Raw genomic sequence first — 19,149 nt, forward strand, 5'->3', positions numbered from 1 at the left:
CCGGTGATTGCCGGTAACCGCAAGGGATGAAGGGGGTGTTGACCGATGACTGTTCTTGCGACGGGCGCTGCCCGCCTTCAGGAGTTCATCTCGTCCACCCCCGTGGCCATCGGCTGACACCCATCCACAGGCGCGCCCCCGCGCGCCCGCCGGGGCCACCCTTGTGAAGGGTCTCCCTTGACTTCCCTCTCCATGCAGTCCGCTTCTTCCGCGCTCGCCCCGTACGGCTGGGACGACGCGTGGGCGGAAGCGTTCGCCCCGTACGACGCCGAAGGGCTGATCGCCGGGCGGGTCGTCCGCGTCGACCGCGGCCGGTGCGACGTGATCACCGCCGACGGGGTGATGTACGCCGACACCGCCTTCGTCACCCCCCACGACCCGCTGCGGGTCGTGTGCACCGGCGACTGGGTCGCCGTCGAACCCGGGGGCAACCCCCGCTATGTACGGGCGTATCTGCCGCGCCGTACGGCCTTCGTGCGCTCCGCCTCCTCCAAGCGGTCCGAGGGGCAGATCCTCGCGGCCAACGTCGATCACGCGGTCGTCGCCGTGTCGCTCGCCGCGGAGCTGGACCTCGCCCGGATCGAACGCTTCCTCGCGCTGGCCTGGGAGTCCGGGGCGCAGCCGGTCGTGGTACTCGCCAAGGCCGACCTGGTGCCGGACGCGGCGACCCTCTCGTACCTCGTCCAGGACGTCGAGACGACCGCGCCCGGTGTGCCGGTCCTGCCGGTCAGTTCGCAGCGGGGGGAGGGGCTCGACGCCCTCGCCGCGCTGGTGTCCGGCAGCACGTCCGTACTGCTCGGGCAGTCCGGCGCGGGCAAGTCGACCCTTGCCAACGCGCTGCTCGGCGAGGACGTGATGACCGTCCAGACCACGCGGGACGCGGACGGCAAGGGGCGCCACACCACGACCACCCGCAATCTGCTCGCCCTGCCCGGCGGCGGCGTCCTCATCGACACACCCGGCCTGCGCGGGGTCGGGCTCTGGGACGCCGAGACCGGTGTCGGCCAGGTGTTCTCCGAGATCCGTGACCTGGCGGAGGGCTGCCGCTTCGACGACTGCGCCCATGACAGCGAGCCCGGCTGCGCGGTGCGCGCGGCGGTCGAGGACGGGGAACTGCCCGAGCGGCGGCTGGAGAGCTACCGGAAGCTGCTCCGGGAGAACCAGTGGATCGTCGCCAAGACGGACGTGCGGGTACGGGCGGAGCGGCGGCGTGAGTGGAAGCGGAAGGGTGCCGAGGGGAGGGCCGCGATGGAGGCGAAGCGCGGGCGGTGGCAGTAAGACCGGTCCAGGGGTGGGGAGTCGGCTCGTCCGGCTCCCCACCCCACCCCTCAGCCGGTCGGCCCCGCCAGGCGGGCGCGCAGTTCGTCGAGGTCGGCCACGAACCACGTCTGCCGCCCGCGATTGCACTCCCGTACGAAGTCACGCAGGGCCGAACTGGCCTCCGTATGACCGGAGATGTCACCGACCACCGCCAGGCCCATGCGGTACTGCACGAACTTCTGCACGATGTCTCCGGCGACGCGGGTACGGAGCTGGAAGAACGCCTCGTCGAACCGGTCGGCGGGCACGGCCACCCACGCGGCGCCCTGGTAACCGGCGTTGCCGATGAGATCCGTGGCATCCCGTTCGCCGCAGATCGGGTCGCCCTCAGGGGCGCATATCAGGACGGGGGTGTCGTGGATCTTCTCCAGGGTGCTCATGCCGGCCAAGGCTAGTTCGGCGGGCGGGCCACGGCGATCGCATTTGGCGCCATCGCCGTGGTCCCCGTCGTAATTACGGGATCCTCAAGCCCCTTCTCAACACGAAGGGGTGACAGGGTGTTTGTTACCCCGTCGGCGTGTCCCGGGCAGACATGGATCGCCGGTCCCGTGCCAGGGGCCGCCCGTGAAGAGAGTGCTCCGTATGATCCAGTTGCCGCGCGCGTGGGTAACCCGGCGCCGTTGCCTCGCTGTTCTGGCCCTCACCCTGCTGTCGACCACGGCTGCCTTCCCGGGCGCGTCCGCCCGGTCCGAGACGGCCCCGCTCTGGACCGGCACGTGGGAGGCCGCTCCCTCCGGGACCGCTCCCGAGCTTCCGGACGCCTCCATCCGCAATGTCGTGCACACCAGCGTCGGCGGTGTCGCCGCCCGTATCCACGTCTCCAACCGCCTCGGCACCGCGCCGTTGCGACTCGACGCCGTCACCGTCGCGTTGCGGCGTCCGGGCCCGAACGCCGGACCCGACGCGCTGCCCGGCTCCGTGCGCGCGGCCACCTTCGGCGGGGCCGCCTCCGTGACCGTCCCGGTGGGTGAGGACCGGATCAGCGACCCCGTCGACTTCCGGGTCCCGGCGGACAGCGACCTCCTCGTCACCGTGCACGCCCTCGCCGGTTCCGGCCCGGCGACGTTCCACGAGACCGCGCTCCAGACCGGCTTCGTCGCGCAGAGCGCCCAGCGGGCCGCCGACGTCGACGGAGCCGCGTACACCAGGACCGTCTCCCACTGGTACTACGTGAGCGGCGTCGATGTCCTGCGTCCGTCCGACGCGGGCAGTGTCGTCGCGTTCGGTGACTCCCTCACCGACGGCACCGGATCCACCCCTGGCACCAACCACCGCTGGCCGGACCGGCTTTCACAGCGCCTGAGCGCGCTGCCGGAGAGCCGAAGGCCCGGTGTGCTGAACGCGGGCATCGGCGGCAACCGTCTCCTTCTCGACGGAACGGGGCCGAACGCGCTCGCCCGCCTCGACGCCGACGCCCTCTCCCGCGGCGGGGTGCGCACCCTGATCGTCCTGGAGGGCATCAACGACCTCATCGTCGCCCCGTCCCAGAGGGACCCGGCCGCCTACGCACGGGCGTACCGGCAGATCGTGGCCCGCGCACACGCCCTCGGTGTCCGCGTCATCGGCGCCACGCTCACGCCGCTCGGCGGCCACAAGCTCTGGAGCCCGGAGCGGGAGAGCGTACGACAGGAGATCAACACCCTGATCCGGGGCCAACTCTTCGACGCGGTCGTGGACTTCGACGCCGTCGTCCGTGATCCGGCCCGTCCCGCCCGCATCCTGCCCGCCTACGATCCGGGCGATCACCTTCACTTCAACGACGTGGGGATGAAGGCACTCGCCGACACGATCGATCCCGCGCTGCTCGGTGGATGAGGCGAAGCTCGGACGAAGGCGAAGGCGCGTACAGGCGTTCCTCGCCGGTCAGTTCCGCGCCACCCAGCCCCGTTCGTAGGCGTGCCAGCCGAGTTGGAGCCGGGTCGTCACCCCCGCCAGTTCCATCAGCCGCTTCACGCGGCGCTGCACTGTCCGCAGCCCCAGGTCGAGTTGCTTGGCGACGCTCGCGTCGGTCAGCCCGGCGAGCAGCAGGGACAGGACCTGTAGATCGGTGCTGTCGGGGCCGCTCGGTCCGTCCTCGGTGATGTCGGGCGCTTCGAGCCGTAGCGGCAGCGCGCCCTGCCACACCGACTCGAAGAGGCCGCAGAGCAGTTCCAGCAGTCCGCTCGCGTGGACGACGAGCGCGGCCGGTTCCGTGATGGGGGAGGTGAGCGGCACCATCGCCAACGTCCGGTCGGCGACGACCAGTTTGGTCGGCACCGCGTCGACCACCCGTACCTCCTCGTCGCGGCCGAGCGCGGCGGTCAGTTCGGTGATGCCGTGGGGCTGGTCCAGCACGGTCCGTTCGACCACCACCCGGTAGCGGACGCCGCGGTCGGTGGCCTGCTCCTCCGCGTCGTTCTCCATACCGGACACGGCGACCGGGGCGCCGGTGACGAGGGCGCAGACCTCCTCGGTCGCGCCGAGTTGGAGCTGGAGGAAGCGCTGGGTGACCGCGGCGGCGCCGATCACCACCTCGACCAGGTCGTGCACCGCGGGTTCGGCCGCCGCCGCGCGGTACTCCTCGGCGAGCAGCGCCGCCGCCAGCTCCGCCTTCTCCAACTCGTGCCGCCGCTGGGTGAGCAGCGCGCCGAGGGCGACGCCGGGCGGTGCGGCGACCCAACGGCCGGGGCGCGCCGTCGACTGGGCCGCCAGGCCGTGGCGCTCCAGTTGGCGCAGGGCGCGCTCGGTGGCATGCGTGCCGAGGGTGAGCCGCCGCGCGAGATCGGACACATCGGCGGCGCCCACGGACACCAGTGCCCGGTACGCCGACTCATGCGTCTCGTCCAGGCCTATCACTGCCAGCATCAGCCGTCGTTCCTCCCGAAAGACCACCTTTGCGGTGCGGCACCGTGGCGGAAACCGGCCACGGCACAATCCCGCCTCAGCACAGCGTCGCCGTAGCCCCTTCCCCTCTGCCAAAGTGGCATCACCGCTGAACAACCGCGGTCCGCCAGAGCCGGATCGAGCCTACTCGACGGACAGGACGCGGAAGTTCCGCCTGCGCAGGGGAGATTGGGGACGCGCGTACCCGACGGACCCGGGCAGCACACCGGGTCAGGTCGCCCAGGCACCGCCGGGCGGTTTCCCCGTGGGGGGTGGAACCGTCCGGCGGCCGTTTCGGAATGGCCGAATTCCTCTCGTCCCGCCGCCCTATCAGACGGAAGCTCCCCTTCAATCGATTTTCCGCTTGCCCCATTTTCATATGGCCCCCACGAGGGACAATCGAGGGCATGAGCCAGCAGGGGGAGAAGCCCGACGAGCACGAGGGCGACTGGTGGGGGCAGTTGTACGACGACGCCACAGGGGACACGGCTGACACCGCATCGCCCCCGCCCGCCTACGACGCCGAACCCACCACCCTCCCGCCCGCCGACCCGGACGGCCTCGCGGACCTGGTCGCCGACACCGTGCTGGACGGCGCGCGGTACGGGACCTCCACCCTGCGCGCGGCCTCCGTACGCGGCGACCGCGCCCGCGACCGGGGCGAGCCGCGCCGGGACTCCCTGCTCATCGCCCGCTTCGGCACGGGCGAGCAGGCGCTCGTCCTCGTCGCCGTGGCGACCGGCGCTCCGGACACGCCCGGGTCCCACCGGGCCGCCGCCGAGGTGTGTCACTGGATCGGCCGGGCCGTCGGACGCAGCCATGCCCGCCTCGGCGAGGACCTCAGGGCCGCCCGGCGCGGCGATCTCAAGTCCGGCCTGCACCGGCTGACCGACCGCGGCCTCGGCAGGCTGCGCGCCCGCGCCGCCGAGCAGGGCGTCGAGCCCGAGGAGTACACCGCCTCCCTGCGCTGTCTGCTGCTGCCGGCCGACCCGTCCTGCCGTACGCGGGTGTTCTTCGGCGTAGGTGCGGGCGGCCTGTTCCGGCTGCGGGACGGCGCGTGGCAGGACATCGAGCCACGGGCGGCCGACGCGACGGGCGACGCCGTGGTCGGCTTCGGCGGGGGCCGCCCCGCGCAGCCCGCCGAGGGCGACCGGCTCACCATGGACCTGGGGATCACGACGCCCCCGAGCCCGTACGAACCGGCCCCCGAGACACCCCGGGCCCCCTTCCGCTTCCGCGCCTCCATCGCCCGGCCGGGTGACACCCTCCTGCTGTGCAGCGGCGGCCTCGCCGACCCGCTGCGTGCCGAACCGAGCCTCGCCGAGCACCTGACGCGTCGCTGGTCGACGGGCGAACCACCGGGACTCGCCGCCTTCCTCGCGGACACCTCGGTACGGGTGAAGGGTTACGCCGACGATCGCACGGCCGCCGCTGTTTGGGAGGCGTGATCCCGGCCGCTGTGGATTGATGGAGCCAAGGCCCTGTCGCCGGGCTGCCGCCCGCCGGGCGGACGACGGCGGTCCCGGCGGTCCCGACGGCGGGATCTCGAACCGAAGGGGTGCATGGATCCATGGCCAAGCAGAACGTCGCCGATCAGTTCGTCGACATCCTCGTGCGCGCCGGAGTCAAACGCCTGTACGGGGTGGTCGGCGACAGTCTGAACCCGATCGTCGACGCCGTACGCCGCACCCCGGCCCTCGACTGGGTCCATGTCCGGCACGAGGAGACCGCGGCCTTCGCGGCGGGTGCCGAGGCACAGATCACCGGGAAGCTGACCGCGTGCGCGGGCTCCTGCGGCCCCGGCAACCTCCATCTCATCAACGGCCTGTACGACGCCCACCGCTCCATGGCCCCGGTGCTCGCCCTCGCCTCGCACATCCCCTCCAGCGAGATCGGCCTCGGCTACTTCCAGGAGACCCATCCGGACCAGTTGTTCCGTGAGTGCTCCCACTACAGCGAGCTGATCTCCAACCCCCTCCAGATGCCCCGGCTGTTGCAGACGGCGATCCAGAACGCGGTCGGGCGCAGCGGGGTGAGTGTCGTCTCGCTGCCCGGTGACATCGCCGACCAGCCCGCCCCCGACAGGCCCGCGGAGACCGCGCTCGTCACCTCCCGGCCCACGGTCCGCCCCGGCGACGAGGAGATCGACAGGCTGGTCGACATGATCGACCGGGCCGAGAAGGTCACCCTCTTCTGCGGAAGTGGCACGGCGGGCGCGCACGCCGAGGTCATGGAGTTCGCCGGGAAGATCAAGGCCCCGGTGGGGCACGCCCTGCGCGGCAAGGAGTGGATCCAGTACGACAACCCGTACGACGTCGGCATGAGCGGACTGCTCGGCTACGGCGCCGCGTACGAGGCGACCCACGAGTGCGATCTGCTGATCCTGCTGGGCACCGACTTCCCGTACAACGCCTTCCTCCCCGACGACGTGACGATCGCTCAGGTCGACGTACGGCCGGAGAACCTGGGCCGTCGCTCCAAGCTGGACCTCGCGGTGTGGGGCGATGTGCGCGAGACCCTGCGCTGTCTCGTCCCGCGGGTGAAGCCCAAGGAGAGCCGGCGCTTCCTCGACAAGATGCTGAAGAAACACGCGGACGCTCTCGAGGGCGTGGTGAAGGCGTACACGCGCAAGGTCGAGAAGCACATTCCGATCCATCCCGAGTACGTGGCCGCGGTGTTGGACGAACTCGCCGAGGACGACGCGGTCTTCACCGTCGACACCGGTATGTGCAATGTGTGGGCCGCCCGCTATATCTCCCCCAACGGCCGTCGGCGCATCATCGGTTCGTTCTCCCACGGCTCGATGGCCAACGCGCTGCCGATGGCGATCGGCGCGCAGTTCACCGACCGGCGGCGGCAGGTCGTGTCGATGTCGGGCGACGGCGGATTCTCCATGCTGATGGGCGACTTCCTGACCCTCGTGCAGTACGACCTGCCGGTGAAGGTCGTACTGTTCAACAACTCCTCCCTGAGCATGGTCGAGTTGGAGATGATGGTCGCCGGACTGCCCTCCTACGGCACCGCCACCAAGAACCCCGACTTCGCCGCGGTGGCCCGCGCGTGCGGCGCGTACGGCATCCGCGTCGAGAAGCCCAAGCAGCTCGCGGGCGCCCTGAAGGACGCCTTCCGGCATCAGGGCCCGGCCCTGGTCGACGTGGTCACCGACCCGCACGCCCTGTCCATCCCGCCCAAGATCAGCGCGGAGATGGTGACGGGCTTCGCGCTCTCCGCCTCCAAGATGGTGCTCGACGGCGGTGTGGGACGCATGGTGCAACTGGCCCGCTCCAACCTCCGCAACGTGCCCCGTCCGTAGCGCGGTGCGCCCCTTCGTGTGGGAGACGTCTCGGCCCCCTTATGTCTGGGCTTGCCCCTGCGGGGGCATGGATTCCGTGGACGTGTTCGAGCACAAGGGGTTTCCACAGCCACGTGCGGGGGGTCATGAACAGGCGAACACGAGGGGGTGGTCCCGTGGTCTTCGGGGCCAAATCGGCGAGTACGACGAAGAAGCCGACCGACAGTGTCACCGTCCGGCCGGGCGACGGCGCCGCCGTCCGGGCAGGCGGCACCCATCTCAGGCGTCGGCTGGGGCGCGCCGATCTGAAGGCGGTACCCGAAGCGCGCAGGGCGCTGCGGGAGTTGCTCGGGCAGTGGGGGAGGCCGGGCTGTTCCGAGACGGCCGAACTGCTCACCAGTGAACTGGTCACCAACGCGCTCATCCACACCGACCACGACGCGGTCCTGACCGCCACGGTCTCCTCGCACGGACTCCACGTGGAGGTACGGGACTTCGTGGCAGGCAAGCCGAAACCGCAGGCGCCGAGCCCCGAGGAGGGCACCCACGGCAGGGGCTTGCTCCTCGTGGAGTCACTGGCCGACGCGTGGGGCGTACGGGCGCACGGCGTCGGGAAGTCGGTCTGGTTCGAACTCGACGCGGACGCGGCCTGAACAACGGGAAGAGGGCGCGGCGTTGTGCCGCGCCCCCTTCCCCTGAACCACATCCGGTCTAGCCGAACTGCTGCTCCAGGTCCTTGAGCTTGCGCTCCAGGGAGTCGAGCCGGGGCAGCGCCATGGTGTCGTCTTCGGCCGTGAGGTCGACGGTGACGGCGTCAGCGGAGGACTTCCGGACCGGCTGGAGCGACGGACGCGCGGGCGAGGTCAGTTCCGGCGCCGCTATGGCAGGCTCCGAAGGGACCGGCTCGTCCGCGCGCTCCACGGTCTGCACCTCGACCTTGCGCCCGCCGTTGCCCCCGCTCAGCGGGCGGTGACCGCGGCGGACCGCCTTGAGGTGCGCCCGCTCGAGCCGCTGCTGCTCGCGCCGACGCGTCTTGTCCTGCTCCTTCTGGCGCTGCTCGTCGCGGACCTCGTCGACGGCCTCGTCCAGGCTGCGCACGTTCTCCAGCAGCATCAGCGACCAGGCCTTGTACGTCTCACGGGGCGCCCGCAGCCAGCGCACGATACGGATCTGCGGCAGCGGCCTCGGCACCAGGCCCTGCTCGCGCAGCGCGGCGCGGCGGGTCTGCTTCAGCGCGCGGTCGAAGAGCACCGCCGCCGACAGCGACATGCCCGCGAAGAACTGCGGGGCGCCCGCGTGGTCGATACCGCGCGGGGCGTGCACCCAGTTGAACCAGGCCGCGGCCCCGGCGAACGTCCACACGAGGATCCGGGAGCCGAGCGCCGCGTCACCGTGGCTGGCCTCGCGCACCGCGAGCACGGAGCAGAACATGGCCGCGCCGTCCAGGCCGAAGGGGACCAGGTACTCCCAGCCGTCGCTGAGGCCGAGGTTCTGCTCGCCGAATCCGACCAGACCGTGGAAGGAGAGCGCCGCGGCGACGGCCGCACAGCAGAACAGCAGTGCGTACGACGCGATGCCGTATATGGCTTCCTTGCGCCTGCGGCGCTCCTCGCTGCGCTCCCACGAGTCCTCGGCGACCTTCGGGCTCTCCTTGGACCGCTTGCCGCGCGCGATCACCGCCACCGCCACCAGCACACCCAGGAGCAGTATGGCGCCCGGAAGCAGCCAGTTCAGCGATATGTCGGTCAGTGTCATCTAGGGTCCCTTGCCTGGGGATAGGGCGTAACGCCCGCCATAGTGGCCCAACCCCGCCTGCCCTCAGGGGGTTTCGGGGCAAGAGGCCGCCGGGGAAGCGCAAGGGGATGCCCGCAGCGGCGTTCTGCTCGAACTGCCGCTTGAGGGGCGGGAGTTGAGTGCGACCGAGACTACCCGTACGGCTGGTTCCACGTGAAATTCCTGCGGCGAATGAGGACGTTGTGGAACGCGCGTGTTCCGTATGGGGGCTCGTTCGTAAATGATCTTACGGGACGCGGCGCACGACCGGTCCCCGGACAGGGCACTAAGGTGCTGGACGGGCGGTATAACACCCCATATGCGACCCTGCGCGCCGCCCGGCGCGACGAGAACCGGAGGAGGACCGTTGGAGCAGGCCCGTTCCCGCATCTCGGCGGACTCCGCCGAGACGGCGGCCCCGCAGGTCCCTCAGCAGGCCCCTCGGCAGGTCCGCGACCAGGGCGCCGCCACCCGTGGTGAACACACCCACAGCGAGCCGCCGATCCCACAGCCGCGCCCGCTGGACGCACGCCCCGTCGTCCAGCGGGCCTCGGTGCGCCGACAGGTACTCGACGCCCTGCGCACCGCGCTGCTCGCGGGGGAACTGGAGCCCGGCGAGGTCTACTCGGCGCCCGCGCTCGGCACGCGCTTCGGGGTGTCCGCGACCCCCGTACGCGAGGCGATGCAACAGCTCGCCCAGGAAGGCGCCGTCGAGGTCGTCCCCAACCGGGGCTTCCGCGTCGTCGTGCGCGACGCCCGGGAACTGGCCGAACTCGCCGAGGTCCGGGCGCTGATCGAGGTCCCCGTGATGCTGCGGCTCGCCCGCACGGTACCGGCGGAACTCTGGGCGGAACTGCGTCCGTTGGCCGAGGCGACCGTCCGGGCGGCGTCCTCCGGGTACCCGGCGACGTACGCCGAGTCCGACCGCGCCTTCCACCACGCCGTGCTCGCCCTCGCGGGCAACGAACAGGTGACGCGGGTCGCGGAGGATCTGCACCGCCGCGCCCAGGGGCCGCTGCTCGGCGGTCAGCTCCCGCGTGGCCGCGCCGAGTTGCTCGCCGACGCGGCCCAGCACACCGCGCTCCTGGACGCGCTGGTCGCCCAGGACCTCACGGTGGCCCAGTCGTTGGTGCGGGAGCACTTCACGGGGGCGGTCTGAGCGCGGGACCGACCATGTACGGATCACGAAGGGGCGGCCCCGGTGCGTGCGTTCAGGACGCGGCCGGTTCCGGTGGCGGCTCCGTCGCGGCCAGTTGACGCGCCAGCCAGGTCGGCACTCCGCCGAGGAGCCGGAACAGTCGGCCCGCCTCGGCGCGCAGCCGGGACGCCTCCGGTTCGCTCTCGGTGTCCGCGAGCGACACCAGCGCCGGGGCCGTACCGACGAGATAGCCCAACTCCTCGCGGATCCGCAGCGATTCACCGAACCCGTGCCGTGCCTCCGCCCGGTCGCCGTCGCGCAGGGCGAGCCCGGCGAGATGGCGCCAGGTGAAGGAGAGCAGCAACGCGTCGCCGTGCGCGGCGGCGTTCGTGTGGGCGCGCTGATAGGCGGCGCGGGCCGCCTGCGGGGAGCGGGCCAGGTTCTCGGCGAGCAGCCCGCGCCGGAAGTCCAGCACCGCGCGGTCCGGGGAGCCGGGCGCCACCAGCGCGGCGGCCCGGCCCAGCGCGACCCGCGCCTCGTCCGCGCGGTCGCGCACCCCGTGCAGCGTGGCCGCGTACGCCAGTTGGCCGCGCTCACAGGCCGCGGCGCCCCGCTCCTCGTCGCTGTGAGCCCGCGCCTCGGCCGTGCGCAGCGCGTCCTCGGCCTCCTCCCACCCGCCCTCCGTGTACAGACACCGCTCGACGAGCAGCGCGGCCCGCTGGAGCGAGGCCTCCGCCGTCTGCGAGGTGAGGAGAGCAGCCGCGTCGGCCCAGCACGCGCGTGAGCGCAGCCGCCATACCGCGGTCTGGAGAGGATCGTCGGAGGTCGTTCCGGAACCAGACATGGCGGTATGCGCCACATTGCCCTCCCAGAGCACGCCATTGAGCTGTTGAGTGGTGGCGGCATTCCAGCACCAATCGCGGCGCGGGGCCAAGGGGGCGGGTGAAAGAATTCACAAAGTTCGGGGACTTCGAGGGGCCGCGGGTCGCCGGATCGGCGGCGGTACGGCCTCAACTCATGCGCAGGGCCAGGAAGAAGTCGAGCTTGTCCTCCAGACGTGAGAGGTCACGGCTCGTCAACTGCTCGATGCGGCCGACCCGGTAGCGCAGCGTGTTGACGTGCAGATGGAGCCGGGTCGCGCAGCGCGTCCAGGAGCCGTCGCAGTCGAGGAACGCCTCCAGGGTCGGGATCAGCTCCGCGCGGTGCCGACGGTCGTAGTCGCGCAGCGGGTCCAGCAGCCGGGCCGTGAAGGCGCGGCGTACGTCGTCGGGGACGAACGGCAGCAGCAGGACATGGGAGGCCAGCTCCTGATGCCCGGCCGCGCAGACCCGTCCGGGACGGGCGGCGGCGACCCGGCGGGCGTGCCGCGCCTCCTCCAGAGCGCCGCGCAGCCCCTCGGCCGAGTGCACCGCGGCGCTGACGCCCAGCGTGATCCGGCCGTCGCCGTCGAGCCCGGCGGACAGCGGGCCCCGTACGGCCTCCAGCAGGGTGTCGGCGAGGATGCCCGACTCCGGTCCGCCGTGGTCGGAGGGGACCGCGGGCAGGGGGACCAGGGCGATCGCCTCGTCACCCACGTGGGCCACGGCGATACGGTCGGACTGCTCCGGGCCCGACGGCGGGTACTCCTGGCCCGACGGGTCCGTGGCGGGGCCGATCAGGATCTCCTCCAGGAGCGCCTGGGCGACCGGTCCGCCCTCGATCGAGCCGCCGTCCCACTCGACCTGGGCCACGACCACCTGCCAGTGCGGCGCCGCCCCGAGTCCGGGCAGCAGCACGGGCGCGGCCACCCGCAGCCGGGCGGCGATCTCGGCGGGCGCGGCGCCCGTCTGCGTCAGCTCCAGGACCTCCTGGGCGAGACGGCGCCGCACGGTGCGTGCCGCGTCCCGCCGGTCCCGCTCCACCGCGATGAGCTGGGTGACGCCCTGGAGCAGATCGAGCCGCTCGGCGGGCCAGTCCCCGGCGTCCGCCTCCACGGCGAGCAGCCAGTCGGACAGCACGGTCTCGCGTACGTCCCGTACGTCGCGTACGTCTCGCGCGTGCGGCGAAGCCTCGCCCGCGCTCGGGCCGCCGCCGGGCACCGGGCCGCCGCCGGGGATCGGGAAGAGCGAGTACGTCGTCGTCCCGGCCGTCACCCGGTGCGGTCCGCGGCGGCCGGTGCGCACCGCGGCCAGATGCTCGGCGGCCAGCGCGGAGCGCACCTCCGCCGGGAGACCCGGTGTCGGCCCGGCGACCGGGCGGCCGACGGGGGAGAGTACCCAGGCGCGCAGGTCCAGGTCCGAGCAGAGCAGATCCAGGACCACGTCCGGGCCGCCGCCCGCCGGGCCGGAGGTCATCATCCTGCGGTGCCGGTCCACCACGGCCGCGAGGTCCCCGGCCCGCTCGCCGGAGACCTGGCGTACGACGTGCTCGGTGATCGTGGCGAACGCCACCGACTCGTCCACGGCGAACACCGGCAGTCCGTGCCGGGCGCAGGCGTCGACCAGGTCCTCGGGGACGCCGCCGAACTCGGCCGTGCCCGCGGCGAGCGCGGTGACGCCCGCACCGACGAGGGCGCGGACGAACGCGTCGGAGTCGGCGGCGCCGTGCCACCAGGCCAGGCCCGAGAGGACCAGTTCACCGCCGGAGAGGTATCGGCTGGGGTCCTTGAGGTCCGTGGTCATCACACCGCGCACGGTGCGGTCCAGCTCGTTCTCACCGCCGAGCAGGCGCAGCCCCAGCGCATCGGTGTTCAGCAGTGCGCGCAGCCGCATGTCTCGTCGCCGCCGTTCTTGGTCTTCTGCGGGTGGTCTTGCGGAAGCGGGGCCTTCGATTCCCGCCGGTTGTGGGGGTGTCCGGAGGGGTGTGGGAGGCGCCGGCGGCTTCCGTTCATATGAATCTACAAGATGGGCGCCCTGGCCAGCCAACTCCTTCATGGTTTCCGTGACTGACTCCGCTGGAACACACAGCGGTGTACTGACACGACTCACCGTGAACAGAAGGACAGAGGGCCGGTCATGGACTTCCTTCGCCCCGCCAGTTGGGAGGAGGCGCTCGCCGCGAAGGCCGAGCACCCCACCGCTGTCCCGATCGCGGGCGGCACCGACGTGATGGTGGAGATCAACTTCGACCACCGGCGGCCCGAGTACCTGATGGACCTGGGCCGGATCGCCGACCTGCGCGAGTGGGAGGTCGGCGCGGAGAGCGTGCGGCTCGGGGCCTCGGTCCCGTACACCCGGATCATGGAGAACCTGCGCACCGAGCTGCCGGGGCTGGCCCTCGCCTCGCACACGGTCGCCTCCCCGCAGATCCGCAACCGCGGCGGCGTCGGCGGCAACCTCGGCACCGCCTCCCCGGCCGGTGACGCCCACCCCGCCCTCCTCGCGGCGGGCGCCGAGGTCGAGGCCGAGTCGGTACGCGGCTCCCGGCTCATCCCCATCGACGCGTTCTACACCGGGGTGAAGCGCAACGCGCTCGCGCCCGACGAACTGATCAGGGCGGTGCGCGTCAAGAAGGCCGACGGACCGCAGCAGTTCGCGAAGGTCGGCACGCGCAACGCCATGGTGATCGCGGTGTGCGCCTTCGGCCTCGCGCTGCACCCGGAGACCCGCACGGTCCGCACCGGCATCGGCTCGGCCGCGCCCACCCCGATCCGCGCGGCGGTGGCCGAGGAGTTCCTGAACGCGGCGCTGGAGGAGAGCGGCCTCTGGGACAGCGGGGAGGCCATCTCCCCTTCCGTCGCACGGGAGTTCGCCGATCTGTGCTCCGGCGCCTGCAACCCGATCGACGACGTCCGGGGCACGGCGAGCTACCGCCGTCGCGCCGTCGGCGTCCTGGCCCGCCGCACGCTGAGCTGGACCTGGGAGTCATACCGAGGAACGTCGCGCGGCGTCGAGGGAGTTGCGTAATGCGTGTCCACTTCACGGTCAACGGACGTCCGCAGCAGGCCGATGACGTGTGGGAGGGCGAGTCCCTGCTCTACGTCCTGCGCGAGCGGCTCGGCCTTCCGGGCTCGAAGAACGCCTGCGAGCAAGGCGAATGCGGCTCCTGCACGGTCCGGCTCGACGGCGTACCGGTGTGCTCCTGTCTGGTCGCCGCCGGGCAGGTGGAGGGCCGCGAGGTCGTCACCGTCGAGGGGCTCGCGGACCAGGCCAGGCAGCGGTCCGACGCCGTGAGTACGGACTCCCGGCGCAGCGAGGGCGGCGAACTCGCCCCGATCCAGCGGGCGTTCATCGACGCGGGCGCCGTCCAGTGCGGCTTCTGCACACCCGGCCTGCTGGTCGCCGCCGACGAGATGCTGGAGCGCAACCCGAACCCCACCGACGCGGACATCCGCGAGGCGCTGTCGGGCAACCTGTGCCGCTGCACCGGCTACGAGAAGATCATGGACGCGGTCCGCCTCGCGGCGGCCCGGCAGGCCGAGGGGGTCTGAGCATGCCGAACGGCACTCCCACCCGGATCACCCAGGGCACCCGGATCACCCAGGGCGCCACGGCCAAGGGCGGCATCGGCGAGTCCACGCTCCGCCCCGACGGCGCCCTCAAGGTCACGGGCGAGTTCGCGTACGCGTCCGACATGTGGCACGAGGACATGCTCTGGGGCCACATCCTGCGCTCCACCGTCGCGCACGCCGAGATCGTGTCGATCGACACCGGCGAGGCCCTCGCCCTGCCCGGTGTGTACGCCGTCATGACGTACGACGACCTGCCGACCGAGGTGACCCACTACGGCCTGGAGATCCAGGACACCCCGGTCCTCGCCCACGGCCGGGTGCGCCACCACGGCGAACCGGTCGCGATGGTCGCCGCCGACCACCCGGAGACCGCGCGCCGCGCCGCCGCGCGGATCAAGGTGGAGTACCGCGACCTCCCAGTGCTCACGGACGAGGCGTCCGCGCTCGCCCCGGACGCGCTCCCCCTCCACGAGAACCGGACGGACCACCACGCGCCCCATGTCCCGCACCCCAACATCGTCCACCGCCAGCCGGTCCGCCGCGGCGACGTGCGCGAGGCCCGCCGCCGGGCCGACGTGATCGTCACGGGCGAGTACGTCTTCGGCATGCAGGACCAGGCCTTCCTCGGCCCCGAGTCCGGGCTCGCGGTACCGGCCGAGGACGGCGGCGTCGACCTGTACATCGCCACCCAGTGGCTGCACTCAGACCTCCGCCAGATCGCCCCCGTGCTCGGCCTGCCCGAGGACAAGGTACGGATGACCCTCGCGGGCGTCGGCGGGGCCTTCGGCGGCCGTGAGGACCTGTCGATGCAGATCCACGCCTGTCTGCTCGCGCTGCGCACCGGGAAGCCCGTCAAGATCGTCTACAACCGGTTCGAGTCCTTCTTCGGCCATGTCCACCGCCACCCGGCGAAGCTGCGCTACGAGCACGGCGCCACGAAGGACGGCAAGCTCACCCATGTCGCGGCCCGCATCGTCCTCGACGGCGGCGCGTACGCGTCCTCCTCCCCGGCGGTGGTCGGCAACGCGGCCTCGCTCGGGGTGGGCCCGTACGACGTCGGCGACGTCGACATCGAGGTCCTCGCCCTCTACACCAACAACCCGCCCTGCGGGGCCATGCGCGGCTTCGGCGCGGTCCAGGCGTGCTTCGCCTACGAGGCCCAGATGGACAAGGTCGCGAAGCAACTCGGCCTGGATCCGGTGGAGTTCCGCAGACGCAACGCGATGTCGCAGGGCTCGCTCATGCCGACCGGCCAAGTGGTCGACTCCCCGGCCCCGGTCGCCGAACTCCTGCGCCGGCTCAAGGCGTTGCCGATGCCGCCGGAACGTCAGTGGGAGAGCTCCGAGGGTACGGACGTACGGCAGTTGCCCGGCGGTCTGTCCAACACCACGCACGGCGAAGGCGTCGTCCGGGGCGTGGGGTACGCGGTCGGCATCAAGAACGTCGGCTTCTCCGAGGGCTTCGACGACTACTCCACCGCCCGGGTCCGTATGGAGGTCGTCGCGGGCGAGCCCGTCGCCACCGTGCACACGGCCATGGCGGAGGTCGGCCAGGGCGGTGTCACCGTCCACGCGCAGATCGCCCGCACCGAACTGGGCGTCGCCCAGGTGACGATCCAACCGGCCGACACCCGGGTGGGGTCGGCGGGTTCGACCTCCGCGTCCCGTCAGACGTACGTCACCGGCGGCGCCGTGAAGCACGCGTGCGAGCTGGTACGGGAGCAGGTCCTGGAGCGGGGGCGCCGCACGTTCGGTGCGTCCCATCCCGCTTGGTCCACAGCCGAGTTGCTGCTGGAGGACGGCAAGGTCGTCACCGACGGCGGGGAGGTGCTGGCCGACCTGGTGGATGTCCTCGGGGACGAGGCGGTCGAGGTCGAGCGCGAGTGGCGGCACCGGCCGACCGAGCCCTTCGACCGGCACACGGGCCAGGGCGACGGCCATGTGCAGTACAGCTTCGCGGCACACCGCGCCGTGGTCGAGGTCGACACCGAGCTGGGCCTGGTCAAGGTGGTGGAACTGGCCTGCGCGCAGGACGTGGGCAAGGCGCTCAACCCGCTGTCTGTGCGCGGCCAGATCCAGGGCGGCACGACCCAGGGCCTGGGCATCGCGCTCATGGAGGAGATCGTGGTCGACCCGCGCACGGCACAGGTGCGGAACCCGTCCTTCACGGACTACTTGATCCCCACCATCCTCGACACCCCGACCATCCCCGTGGACGTACTCGAACTCGCCGACGCCCACGCCCCGTACGGACTGCGCGGCGTGGGCGAGGCCCCGACGCTCTCCTCAACTCCCGCCGTACTGGCGGCGATCCGCGAGGCGACGGGCCTGGAACTGAACAGAACGCCGGTACGCCCCGAACACCTGACGGCAAGCTGAACCACGGGGTCGCACCGACGACGGGACGTTGCTCCCGGCGGGGCGAACCATGCGGCGGCCCGGCCGGAAGCCTTGGTCCGAGCGGCGAAGTCCTAGCCGAACTCGCCGTCCCGGACACCGTCCCGGAACGCTGCCCACTCCTCCGCGGTGAACCGCAGAGCGGGCAGGTCCGTACGCCTGGAGTCACGTACCGCTACGGCTCCGTCACCGAGGTCCGCGACCTCGACGCAGTAAGGACAAGGGCATCCTGGCCTGTTGCTCTTGCTGCTCTTGACCCAGAGTGCGTCCGCCAGATCACGCGCGTACAGTTCGTCCTTCTTCGCGCTCATCGAACTGTCCCTTCACCGTTCAGTAGAGCGTCCCCCTCCATCACCTTCACCCCGGCTCACCGGAGGTGCAAGCTCGCTGAGTCGGCCTGTGGCCGCCTCATGGGCCAGAGTCTCGCCCCCCCACCGGCTACCTCGCCGGACTCCGCTTACGCGGCGCCATGATCTGGATCCGCAGCCTCTGACCCGGCACGTGATCTGAACCTGGAACAGTCCCTAGGGGAAGCTCACACCGTATCGCTGCCAGGCGTTCCAACTGCCATTGAGATTACGGTACTTGGACCACCAATTTCCGTCGGTCCCGATCACCCCGATGAGAACGGTGTCGCCTTGCCAAGAGCGCTGAGTGACCACGCCGGATCGGGCCGTTCCACCAAGCGATTCCCAGCTCGACCATGTGGTCTGCTGTTCGTTGGTCCATCGGGTCCACACCGCGGAATCCGTGCCTATGACGAACTGCTGAAGCACGCCATTGTCGAACTTGTACTCTGCGATCGTGTACTCGCAGTTGATGGTGACGCCGCCGAACTTGCAGCTCTGAGCCTCGGCGGGAGCCGCCGCCACAAAGATAGCCGCTGTCGCGGCAATCGCCATGACGCCGGATTTCAGCTTCCTGAATCTCATAATTGTCTCCAGAGTGGTCGATCGTGTCGTATGCCGGCGCGAGCCGGATTGCGAGGCGGTCCCCATGCTGCCCAACGACGCTTGCGTTTCGCTGGCGTGCCGCTGTCGCCTTCCCCGACCGATCGGATACGGCAGTGGCCCCGAGGCTGCGGGCGAGATGCTCGGCCGTTCGCGCGGCAGGGTGACCGGGAGAGCCCCATGCCCCCACATCACGCCAGGGGTGATGACCATGCGGCGCTCGGGCTGGGGTCTGCCCACCGTGACGCGTTCACCGGTTCGTTCGTTCACGGTGTACGTTCGTGTACCGATCCCTTGGGGGACCATCTGATGTGCACCGCCCTTCGCAAGAACTCCGCTCTCGCCGCCGTTGCCGCGCTCGCTCTGGCGCTGAGCGCATGCGGTGGTGGTGGGGGCACCAAGGTCAACGGCGATGCCGTCAACGGCAGTTCGGTCGGCGTGAGCAGTGGGCGGCAGAGCGAGAAGGCGAGGCCTTCGCGCGGCGCCAAGAAGTCCCCTGAGTGCAAGGTCACTTCGCTCGGGTACGCCCTCAAGCGTGAGTTCGCCGGGCAGCAAGGTGACCATCTCCTGATCACGGCGGTCAACAAGTCCGGCACCGCCTGCACCGTGCGGAAGTTCCCGATCGTCACCCCGGGCCAGACGGGTGGCAACGTGCCGCTGGACAGGAAGCAGGACGATCAGCCCCCGCAGCCCGTACTGGTTCCGGCCGGTGGCACGGTCTACTCGGCGATCCTCATCTACGACCCCAAGTCCGAGGACGGTCGGTTCTCTTCCCTCCGGCTGTCCCTCGCCAGGAACAACGCCGAGGACTCGCGCGCCTTCGTCACCCTGAAGACGCCCGGCGAGGTGAAGTACGCGACCAAGGAGCGTGACAGCCTCACGGTTCTCTCCTGGAGCCCCAAGAAGCCGTACGACTTCTGACGGCCGTGCGGACAGGTGGTCAAGTGCCGTTACCCGCGAGGTAATGGCGTCCATCCGGCCCTGTCGGC

17 protein-coding genes are annotated in these 19,149 nt (G+C 71.3%); 10 read left to right on the forward strand and 7 right to left on the reverse strand.

All coding sequences use genetic code 11. The features are described from left to right. Positions 1-192: 192 nt before the first annotated feature. A complete protein-coding gene (gene rsgA / locus ACZ60T_RS18625; protein WP_469666972.1) occupies positions 193-1,278 on the forward strand; it encodes a ribosome small subunit-dependent GTPase A in 1,086 nt (361 codons plus the stop codon). 50 nt (positions 1,279-1,328) lie between these two features. Here the strand turns inward: rsgA and ACZ60T_RS18630 are convergent, their stop codons facing one another. Next, positions 1,329-1,700, reverse strand: a complete 372-nt coding sequence (locus tag ACZ60T_RS18630; protein ID WP_469666849.1) for a DUF4180 domain-containing protein — start codon at positions 1,698-1,700, stop codon at positions 1,329-1,331. Between the two features lie 202 nt (positions 1,701-1,902). Here ACZ60T_RS18630 and ACZ60T_RS18635 point away from each other — a divergent pair, with 202 nt between their 5' ends. Further along, positions 1,903-3,135 (forward strand): SGNH/GDSL hydrolase family protein, encoded by a 1,233-nt coding sequence (locus ACZ60T_RS18635; protein ID WP_469666850.1) that lies wholly within the window; start codon positions 1,903-1,905, stop codon positions 3,133-3,135. Between the two features lie 48 nt (positions 3,136-3,183). Here the strand turns inward: ACZ60T_RS18635 and ACZ60T_RS18640 are convergent, their stop codons facing one another. Then, entirely contained in the window at positions 3,184-4,164 is a 981-nt protein-coding gene (locus ACZ60T_RS18640) for a helix-turn-helix domain-containing protein (RefSeq protein ID WP_469666851.1), read from the reverse strand. Between the two features lie 425 nt (positions 4,165-4,589). On the opposite strand from ACZ60T_RS18640, the gene ACZ60T_RS18645 reads away from it, so the two are divergent. From ACZ60T_RS18645 to ACZ60T_RS18655, 3 genes are all read left to right on the forward strand, one after another. After that, the gene (locus tag ACZ60T_RS18645) at positions 4,590-5,630 is read left to right on the forward strand and encodes a protein phosphatase 2C domain-containing protein (protein WP_469666852.1); all 1,041 of its coding nucleotides are present in this window, start codon (positions 4,590-4,592) and stop codon (positions 5,628-5,630) included. Positions 5,631-5,752: 122 nt separating this feature from the next. After that, entirely contained in the window at positions 5,753-7,495 is a 1,743-nt protein-coding gene (locus ACZ60T_RS18650) for a pyruvate dehydrogenase (RefSeq protein ID WP_365623341.1), read from the forward strand. Between the two features lie 155 nt (positions 7,496-7,650). Further along, the gene (locus tag ACZ60T_RS18655; RefSeq protein ID WP_469666853.1) at positions 7,651-8,127 is read left to right on the forward strand and encodes an ATP-binding protein; all 477 of its coding nucleotides are present in this window, start codon (positions 7,651-7,653) and stop codon (positions 8,125-8,127) included. 58 nt (positions 8,128-8,185) lie between these two features. Here ACZ60T_RS18655 and ACZ60T_RS18660 read toward each other — a convergent pair whose 3' ends face one another. Next, positions 8,186-9,229 (reverse strand): DUF2637 domain-containing protein, encoded by a 1,044-nt coding sequence (locus ACZ60T_RS18660; protein WP_365623339.1) that lies wholly within the window; start codon positions 9,227-9,229, stop codon positions 8,186-8,188. Positions 9,230-9,614: 385 nt separating this feature from the next. On the opposite strand from ACZ60T_RS18660, the gene ACZ60T_RS18665 reads away from it, so the two are divergent. Further along, the gene (locus tag ACZ60T_RS18665) at positions 9,615-10,406 is read left to right on the forward strand and encodes a GntR family transcriptional regulator (protein ID WP_469666854.1); all 792 of its coding nucleotides are present in this window, start codon (positions 9,615-9,617) and stop codon (positions 10,404-10,406) included. Positions 10,407-10,458: 52 nt separating this feature from the next. Here the strand turns inward: ACZ60T_RS18665 and ACZ60T_RS18670 are convergent, their stop codons facing one another. Further along, positions 10,459-11,244, reverse strand: coding sequence for a hypothetical protein (locus ACZ60T_RS18670; RefSeq protein WP_365623335.1), 786 nt, complete (start codon positions 11,242-11,244; stop codon positions 10,459-10,461). A 151-nt stretch (positions 11,245-11,395) separates the two neighbouring features. Beyond that, a complete protein-coding gene (locus ACZ60T_RS18675; protein WP_469666856.1) occupies positions 11,396-13,135 on the reverse strand; it encodes a PucR family transcriptional regulator in 1,740 nt (579 codons plus the stop codon). A gap of 243 nt (positions 13,136-13,378) precedes the next feature. On the opposite strand from ACZ60T_RS18675, the gene ACZ60T_RS18680 reads away from it, so the two are divergent. From ACZ60T_RS18680 to pucD, 3 genes are read left to right on the forward strand one after another with little or no spacing between them, the layout of a single operon-like run. Beyond that, entirely contained in the window at positions 13,379-14,269 is an 891-nt protein-coding gene (locus ACZ60T_RS18680) for an FAD binding domain-containing protein (RefSeq protein WP_469666857.1), read from the forward strand. Further along, positions 14,269-14,793, forward strand: coding sequence for a (2Fe-2S)-binding protein (locus ACZ60T_RS18685; RefSeq protein ID WP_469666858.1), 525 nt, complete (start codon positions 14,269-14,271; stop codon positions 14,791-14,793). The genes ACZ60T_RS18680 and ACZ60T_RS18685 overlap by 1 nt, the downstream gene beginning before the upstream one ends. A 2-nt stretch (positions 14,794-14,795) precedes the next feature. Further along, the gene (gene pucD / locus ACZ60T_RS18690; RefSeq protein WP_469666859.1) at positions 14,796-17,192 is read left to right on the forward strand and encodes a xanthine dehydrogenase subunit D; all 2,397 of its coding nucleotides are present in this window, start codon (positions 14,796-14,798) and stop codon (positions 17,190-17,192) included. 92 nt (positions 17,193-17,284) lie between these two features. Here the strand turns inward: pucD and ACZ60T_RS18695 are convergent, their stop codons facing one another. Beyond that, positions 17,285-17,521 (reverse strand): DUF397 domain-containing protein, encoded by a 237-nt coding sequence (locus tag ACZ60T_RS18695; RefSeq protein WP_252428116.1) that lies wholly within the window; start codon positions 17,519-17,521, stop codon positions 17,285-17,287. 213 nt (positions 17,522-17,734) lie between these two features. Beyond that, on the reverse strand, positions 17,735-18,430 hold the full coding sequence (locus ACZ60T_RS18700; protein ID WP_469666860.1) for a DUF8189 domain-containing protein: 696 nt from the start codon (positions 18,428-18,430) through the stop codon (positions 17,735-17,737). A 39-nt stretch (positions 18,431-18,469) separates the two neighbouring features. On the opposite strand from ACZ60T_RS18700, the gene ACZ60T_RS18705 reads away from it, so the two are divergent. Beyond that, entirely contained in the window at positions 18,470-19,081 is a 612-nt protein-coding gene (locus tag ACZ60T_RS18705; protein WP_469666862.1) for a DUF4232 domain-containing protein, read from the forward strand. The last annotated feature ends 68 nt before the right edge of the window (positions 19,082-19,149 follow it).

It is taken from the genome of Streptomyces sp. NPDC104371, from assembly GCF_055583785.1.